The sequence below is a fragment of the Gilliamella sp. X-57 genome, assembly GCF_057063565.1.
In genome coordinates, this window is record NZ_JBXSQI010000037.1 from 1 (window position 1) to 8,308 (window position 8,308).

Sequence of the window (8,308 nt, forward strand, 5' to 3'; positions counted from 1 at the left end):
CATTTATCCGCAAAACTGAATATTAATCGTCAAGAGCTGGAAGTCTTATTAAAAAAACATGTATCGTTTAACTCGAAAGGCTTTTCGGCATAAGGAATAAGGCAATACACATGACCATAAAAAAAATCGACAATTTCAACTTTCCCGTGGGTGAAAAACAACTCAGTCAAGATGCGTATTATAAAGCGTTATCAGAGGCGAGCAGTGGCTTTTATCCATTTGGTGAAAATGGGATATGGCATGGGGGGGTCCATATTGATGAAGGGGTACTAAAGAAAGTTGATAATGATGGTAAATTGTGTTGTATGGCTCATGGCGAAGTGGTTGCTTATCGAGTCGATGATATTTACCATAAAATAGTCTATCTGGACAATGTTGAGCTAAAAACGCCTTATAAAGAACTGCAAAAAGTGGCGTATTTCTCAACGGGATTTACCTTAGTCAGACACCTGTTACAAATGCCTAAAATCGCTGGTGCAACTGCAACGTCACCCTCAATAACCTTATACAGTTTATATATGCATCAACTCGATTGGTATGGTTATCAGCAAAAAGAACAAGAAAGCGGTAGTCAGGTGGATTACCCTTGTTATTGGCAAGCGAAAGCAGGGAAAGTTGATGAAAAAAAAACAGAAACCATTGCCGGTAGCGTGATACGCGAAAAGGGAAAAGACACAAAGATTGTCGGTTTATTGCTTAAAGGCAGTAAAGTACGTTTAGGTGAACAAAAAGCAAATATGCCCGGTTGGTATAAAATTGTATCGATAACCACAGGTACGGTGGTGACACCAAACGGCTTGCAAAATGAATTGGGCAATATTACCGGTTATGTTTGGCATAATGATATTGGCAAGACAGCAGCCGATAGACCGACAGGAAAGACAGCGGAAGCCAATAAAGATTATGAAATCTGCAAAGAAGATAATAAAAAGGTGGGCAAACCGGAAGTTGAAGTCAAAGGCATTGCTGTTTATGGCACCGCGAATGACAGTCAAAAGTTAACGTATTTACCTCAAACGGCAACGTTTGAATTGGATGGGCAAGAAAATGGTTATGCTAAAATCCGTAAAATTGATAATTGTGATGTGCCGACGGTCTTGGTTGCAGAAAATGGCGGGAATGAGGCACCACATAAGGGGTATGTCAAATTAACCTCACTGATAGTTACCCAGCTTAAACCTGAAAAATTAGATAAAGTCGTGGTATTAAAAACACCGATGCCAATTAATAAAGGCGACTTTATAGGTTATATTGGTCATAATGTCAGTCAAAGCGAGCGTTTTGACGAGCCTAAAGAAGCCCCGTTATCGAACATGAAACGGGCGTTAGACAATCAATTACCGCAAATGGCACACATTGAATTACTGACCTGTGATGATTTGCCTGCGTTTATCACTAAAACCCGTGCCTTAGCGGACAAGCTGCCTGAAAGTGAAAAGACTATCATATTAGTTGAAAAAGAGGCGCAATTAGTTCAAGCCGCTAAACCGGCAGGTTGGTTAAGTCCTGGGGTGGCGATTCATTTTACCGACACTACCGAGAGCTACTATATTAAAATCAAACCGGTCTATACCGTCAATCTTCCCTCAAAATTTTTTCATACTTCAACCACGCAGCCGTTATTTGACACAGGGATTGACAAGGTGGTTAATGGCATTAATGGAAAAATATCGGCAAAAAGCCCGTCACCGCAATCATACACCTTAACTGCGAGTGAGAAAAAGTATGTAATACTGATGTACCATTCACGTTACCCTGAATTAACTGAGGAAGATATTCCCGATAAAGTTGAGTTAATTAGTGGCGGAAAGGGACAAAATACGACGTTACCGGGTGTCTATTCTGAGCCTGCGAATGATGACGGTTTTTTCACTATTCGCTTTATGATTGAAAACAAGCCGTATTGGATAGCCGCCAGTAACGTCTTACACCTTAATGGCGAAGAGGGGCAACTCACTTCAAGCGCAAGTTATTGGCATGCTTTTCCGTTATCATTAGATGACACCCTTTCTCCACAGGAAAAGAAACGTAATACGGTATGTTACCCGCGTACCGTGTCCCTAATTTCATTAGAGAATGACGGCTTGATAGCGATAGAGGAAGACAACACAACTTGGGTACAAGTGACCGCACTGGATGAGCAAACGCTACCAATATATGGTTGGGTGAATATAAAAGACAATGCGCAAGCGCATATCAAACGGCGTAGTCCATGGCACTGGCCTGGGTTTGACACGATAGAAGAAAAGGCCTCGGTCGGTGAATTATCTAACAAGATAGGCAAGAATAAAGTGGCGAAATTAGATTTAGCCGATTACACCCCAGCGATGCGGGCATTACACCAAATCTTAACGGGCACACTGATTTATTCAACCCAACGAAAAAAAGACCTACCGCCGCCGACTTTTACGGATAGGGATTTAAAGGAAGGATTACGCCGAAGCTGGACGGCGGAGTTGATAGGGCATTTACTGGTGAAATATGAAAGTGAATGGTATGCCGATGAAGCATTAAGCAAATGGAACGAAATTGATGAGCTGTTTGAAGAAGAAAAACAACAACAAAAAGCACTTATTGAAGCGGGATTAGATGAGCTTGGCATCACCGAACCTTACCTACGTGATTTTGCCTTAGACGTGGTGGACGAGGCGCATAAACATGTCAAATCAAACTGGCAACTAGAAAAAGCGCAGCGCATTAAACCATCACTGTGGTGGAAACAAGTGGCACAGGCACAAGCCCAAACCCCGACAGCAAACACAGAAGCAAATACCCCTAAACTGACCAATCTATCGGCAGATGGCAAGGCATGGTTTATTCATCCGGTAGCGATGATGGATTATTTTGCAGACGCAGACGCAGGCATAGCTACTTATCATATTTATCATGATGGAAAAATTGAAAAACATATACCACAAGAAATATTGAAAGGTTATGAACAAAAATATAAATATGTTTATCATGATAAAGATAATAATGAGCATGAAATATGTATAGCCGATTGGCATACAACTAAAAAGAAAAGAAATGGTGTAACAGTAAGTGCACCGAATCGAAGTGATACTAATATTATTGAATATAAAGAAAATGTCAATGAAGGGGATACCCAGAAAAGAGTTAAATATGCAAATGGAGATATTGCTGAGTATGGTAAACATCCAACCAGAGGATTAATTTGGCGATTATACAAAGCTTTTGATGAAGAAATTGAAATAGTTCGAATGCCAGATGAAATTAATTATACAAAAGACTCTGTTACGATTAAATATCGGTTCAGTAATACCAAAAGAAGATATACTGGACCGGGTCCTTTAGCTGGTTTTATAGGTGCTCTTGCTGAGATAGGTTTTGAATTGACAACGACAGGAAGTTGCTTTTACGAAGCATCCTGTTTTCCCAGTGCAGAACATGTAAATGGTAAAAGTGTTGATACTTCATATAAATTAGATGTTAATCAAGATCAAAAAATTATTAACGCTATGGCAAAATTTCATTTTAACGAAAGATTTATAGGAATTAATCCATATTTTTATAAATTATCTAATGCTGTTAACAAGGATGCTCTACATAATACTCATTTACACTCAGGCGATTTTGATTTTAACTGTATAACAGAGATTGAAAATTAATTATTGATATAAAAGGATGAGTATCTGTGAAAAGAAAATTATTTATGTTAATGCATTCTTTAATTTTTACTTTTAGTTGTACGGAAGCTAAAATCAATAGCAACCCTGAACAAAAAACACAAATTAGTAAAATGGAAACATACCAAGGAGATAATCATATTAGTAGAAAAGATTTTGTGAAAAAGATAGATTCTTCTTGTACCATAACGCATCCATATGGAGGAACTAATGAGGAAATAGAATATGAAAGAAAAAGATGTGTATTATCAAAAATGACTTTTGATTATGACGAAATAATTAATCCAATAATATTAAATGAAAAAGTATATTTGCCTCCAATAAATGGTATTAATATTTATTTAGAAAAAGTGAAAGAGATAAATCCATCTAGTCTAGAAAGCGTAACTATTGCAGAAGTTAAACTTTTTACAAAAATTAATGATCAAATAAATGATAGCCTAACCATTTATTATATAAAAAATGATTATGATGCTTTTTATGTAGAATCCCAATATTATTACATAGATAAGTTTATATACATTTTAAAATACGGTTCTGATGAAGATGGTTCATTAGTTAAGTTCTGGAAAAAATATTCAATCAGTACCAATGGAAAGTTTAAATTAGAGGACTCTTTCGAATGTCACTTTGACAATGATCTAGACAGAAATGTATGTAAATGATTTTTTAAATATTTTGATCATCTAAGTTATGTTGGAATTACACAGTATTATAACTCAATCGTCATTATATTCGATGAAGCATTAAGCAAATGGAACGAAATTGATGAGCTGTTTGAAGAAGAAAAACAACAACAAAAAGCGCTTATTGAAGCGGGATTAGATGAGCTTGGCATCACCGAGCCTTACCTCCGTGATTTTGCCTTAGACGTGGTGGACGAAGCGCATAAACATGTCAAATCAAACTGGCAACTAGAAAAAGCGCAACGCATTAAACCATCACTGTGGTGGAAACAAGTGGCACAGGCACAAGCGAAAAACCCGACAGCAAACACAGAAGCAAATACCCCTAAACTGTCCAATCTATCTGCAGATGGCAAGGCATGGTTTATTCATCCGGTGGCGATGATGGATTATTTTAATGTTATAGAAAATAAGAAAACTGAAACTTGGGATAGTGTTACAAACTCTAGAATTGCGTTATTACATCCCAAAATTCGTCAAAATGCGGTAAATTTTATCAATGATGTAGAAGAACAATTTGGAATACAATTAAGAGTTACGACAGGACTTAGAACTATTGATGAACAAAATCGCCTTTATGAGCAAGGTCGTACAACATCTGGAAATATAGTTACTTGGGTTAGAGGAGGATATAGTTACCATAATTATGGATTAGCAATAGACGTTATAGAGATCAAAGATAAGAAAGTTAATTGGGACGAAAACGTTCTAATCAGAATATCTTCTGTAGGTATAAGAAATGGTTTTTCTTGGGGCGGTAATTGGAAAAAACAAAAAGATTATCCTCATTTTGAAATTACTTTTGGTTATAAAGCATCGGAATTATTAGAAAAATATAATAAAGGAGAATTAGATAATGAAGGGTATATTATATTTGATTAGCATTAACATTTTATGCGTATCATTCGGATTAAAAGCTGAAGAGATAACACTTGAATCTTTACATGCGACAGAAGGTGCAGTGTTAAATTGTATGAAAAAGCAACTTAATCTTAGGATTTATGGTGAAACATACCGTTCAAAAATTGTTGTTAGTAAAAGAAAAGATTTATTTGAAGTATTATCAAACACTGAATACTACAATATACCAATTGGTTATCATGATGAAAATTTAAAATCTGAAACCGTTTTTACTGTTGAAAATAAATATTTTATTAAAAATAAAGAAATTATTTCTGCTGTATCTCTTGATTCTATGTATAAAAAAAATGCTAATGATGATTTATCAATTTTATCAGATGCAATAAGTGAAGCTCATGAAAATAAAAAATGTTTATCATGGGATTTTTAGAGAATCATTAATGATATATGTGATTTATTGTAAAACACATCAGATAACAATAAAACATAGAACGAGTAGTGGGGGATTAATGAAGTTTATTGGGAAATGACGGCTTGATAACGATAGAGGAAGACAACACAACTTGGGTACAAGTGACGGCACTGGATGAGCAAACGCTACCGATATATGGTTGGGTGAATATAAAAGACAATGCGCAAGCGCATATCAAACGGCGTAGTCCATGGCACTGGCCTGGGTTTGACACGATAGAAGAAAAGGCCTCGGTCGGTGAATTATCTAACAAGATAGGCAAGAATAAAGTGGCGAAATTAGATTTAGCCGATTACACCCCAGCGATGCGGGCATTACACCAAATCTTAACGGGCACACTGATTTATTCAACCCAACGAAAAAAAGACCTACCGCCGCCGACTTTTACGGATAAGGATTTAAAGGAAGGATTACGCCGAAGCTGGACAGCGGAGTTGATAGGGCATTTACTGGTGAAATATGAAAGTGAATGGTATGCCGATGAAGCGTTAAGCAAATGGAACGAAGTTGATGAGCTATTTGAAGAAGAAAAACAACAACAAAAAGCGCTTATCGAAGCGGGATTAGATGAGCTTGGCATCACCGAGCCTTACCTCCGTGATTTTGCCTTAGACGTGGTGGACGAAGCGCATAAACATGTCAAATCAAACTGGCAACTAGAAAAAGCGCAGCGCATTAAACCGTCACTGTGGTGGAAACCAGTGGCACAAGCGCAAAATCAAACAACCAGCACAGAACAAAGCAATGCGAATACCAATAGCCCTAAACTGTCCAATCTATCGGCAGACGGCAAGGCATGGTTTATTCATCCGATAGCGATGATGGATTATTTTAATGTTAGAAGTACTGAAATTATTTTCCCATTAAAAGTAAAACCAATAAACAATTTTGATATGCAATTTGGTAAAAGATTTAATTGGACTAAAAATAATAATCAAACAATGTTTGGATCGAATCGTAGTGGAGGTAAAAGGAAACATGCGGGGCGAGATCTATATACTGAACCTAACGCAGAAATTGTTGCAATATGTGATGGTGTTGTACTACAAATTAGTGGATTTTATTCAGAAACCGATCAAATAACAATAAAACATAAAACGAGTAATGGACGTCAATTTATTATTCGTTATGGTGAGGTAGATCATAAAAGTATTAATGTTAAAGTTGGCGATGTTGTTAAGCAAGGTACTGTACTTGCAAAAACAGGATTATTATTAAAAGAGCTGAAAGTTGGTGAAAAAAGTGGACATACCATTGAAATTAAAATTAATTCTAAACAAACGAAAAAATATAAGCCATTATTAACTATTGATGGTCACGTTATTTATATGTTGCATTTAGAATATTATTCAGGTGAAAAAGGTTTAGATTTGAAAAATCCATTAACTAATAGAGCAAACTTACCATACCAGAGGCGTGCAGATTTATTAGACCCTCTAGAATTATTAAAAGAAGGATACCGTAATTCATTTTCATCTGAACCTCAATAATTTGGAGGAGTAAAATGATAAAATTTTTGTATATAAATTTGTTTATAATTTTATTGCCTTATGTTGCTTATGCATCAGATATTAATTTGGCTAAAAATAATTATTATATGTTGATGAAGGATAATTTAAGTGAGCAACTTCTACAAACAAAAGAAGGCAAGTTATTAGTTACAGAATTAGATAATCTGATTTTTTTGAATCAAGATAAAATAGTTCTTTGGGGATGCGATTTTAAACAAATGAAAGAAAGTTGGGAAGATATCAATAAACAATTAAATCAAAGTGATTTTTTTAAAGATTATGATAATGAGTTAAGAAAATATCATTTAACCTTCAGAAATTTTATCAAAGTTTATACTAATGATAGAAACAGTTCATCAAATATTTGTAATGGCAGTGATCATATGAATATCATTTTACTTGATAATAATAATCTAATGATACCTTACGAAAATGAATTAATTTTTTTTAAGCGTTTATCAGAAGAACAAGAAAATAATATCAATAATTATCATAATAATGTTAAATGCTTTCAAACTAAACGAGTTGACATGGATATTACTGATATTTGTTATTATCAAAACATGACAATATTGGATGTATATGAAGCAATGAGTTTTGATCCTTCAAATTTATTTAGAAAAAAAATCAAAATAGGAGAAGATTTTTCCAGTATTTACGAAGATGATGATATGAGAGTTGAAGTTGAATATAAATGGAAAGGGAAAAATAGGCTAGAGGTTGTTCAATATTTTGATGGAGGAGTGACTTATTACACATTTATTAATCAAGAAAATAGAACAAAATTAATAACTAAACTTTCTCCAGACTAAAAATCGCACAAAATAAAATAGCAAACATCAATCAAACGAGCGCTAATGCTGATAGCCCTAAACTGTCCAATCTATCCGCAGATGGCAAGGCGTGGTTTATTCATCCGGTAGCGATGGTGGATTATTTTAATATTGAAACGGCAAAACTTTGGCATGAGCCTTTAGAATACCCACAACGAACGTGTTATAGTTTGGAATGGCAACACATTTTCAAACAAAAAAATTAAGGGATAAGTGTTTTTTAAATTCAACGGGAGGCAAGTAGCCTAACGAAGAATGTAATCGTTTATGATTATACCAATAAGCATAAGCCGAAAAA

At 35.2% G+C, this 8,308-nt stretch carries 7 protein-coding genes; 6 read left to right on the top strand and 1 reads right to left on the bottom strand.

What is annotated here, in order from left to right; translation table 11 throughout:
• Positions 1-110 precede the first annotated feature (110 nt).
• The 6 genes from ACYIAL_RS12345 (at position 111) to ACYIAL_RS12370 (ending at position 7,989) form a co-directional block, all read left to right on the top strand.
• Positions 111-3,629 carry a hypothetical protein gene (locus tag ACYIAL_RS12345; RefSeq protein ID WP_483751845.1) on the top strand — a complete coding sequence of 1,173 codons (3,519 nt, stop codon included), beginning with the start codon at positions 111-113 and terminating at the stop codon, positions 3,627-3,629.
• 26 nt (positions 3,630-3,655) lie between these two features.
• On the top strand, positions 3,656-4,312 hold the full coding sequence (locus tag ACYIAL_RS12350) for a hypothetical protein (protein WP_483751846.1): 657 nt from the start codon (positions 3,656-3,658) through the stop codon (positions 4,310-4,312).
• A 207-nt stretch (positions 4,313-4,519) separates the two neighbouring features.
• Entirely contained in the window at positions 4,520-5,215 is a 696-nt protein-coding gene (locus ACYIAL_RS12355) for a M15 family metallopeptidase (protein WP_483751847.1), read from the top strand.
• Complete coding sequence (locus ACYIAL_RS12360; RefSeq protein WP_483751848.1) at positions 5,190-5,624, top strand: hypothetical protein; 435 nt, start codon at positions 5,190-5,192, stop codon at positions 5,622-5,624. Before ACYIAL_RS12355 ends, ACYIAL_RS12360 begins: the two co-directional genes overlap by 26 nt.
• A 104-nt stretch (positions 5,625-5,728) precedes the next feature.
• Complete coding sequence (locus tag ACYIAL_RS12365) at positions 5,729-7,156, top strand: M23 family metallopeptidase (protein WP_483751849.1); 1,428 nt, start codon at positions 5,729-5,731, stop codon at positions 7,154-7,156.
• 14 nt (positions 7,157-7,170) lie between these two features.
• Entirely contained in the window at positions 7,171-7,989 is an 819-nt protein-coding gene (locus tag ACYIAL_RS12370; protein WP_483751850.1) for a hypothetical protein, read from the top strand.
• Between the two features lie 210 nt (positions 7,990-8,199).
• On the opposite strand, the gene ACYIAL_RS12375 is transcribed toward ACYIAL_RS12370, so the two are convergent.
• Positions 8,200-8,308, bottom strand: a 109-nt coding sequence (locus ACYIAL_RS12375) for an IS3 family transposase (RefSeq protein ID WP_483751851.1), incomplete at its 5' end; no start/stop codon positions are given.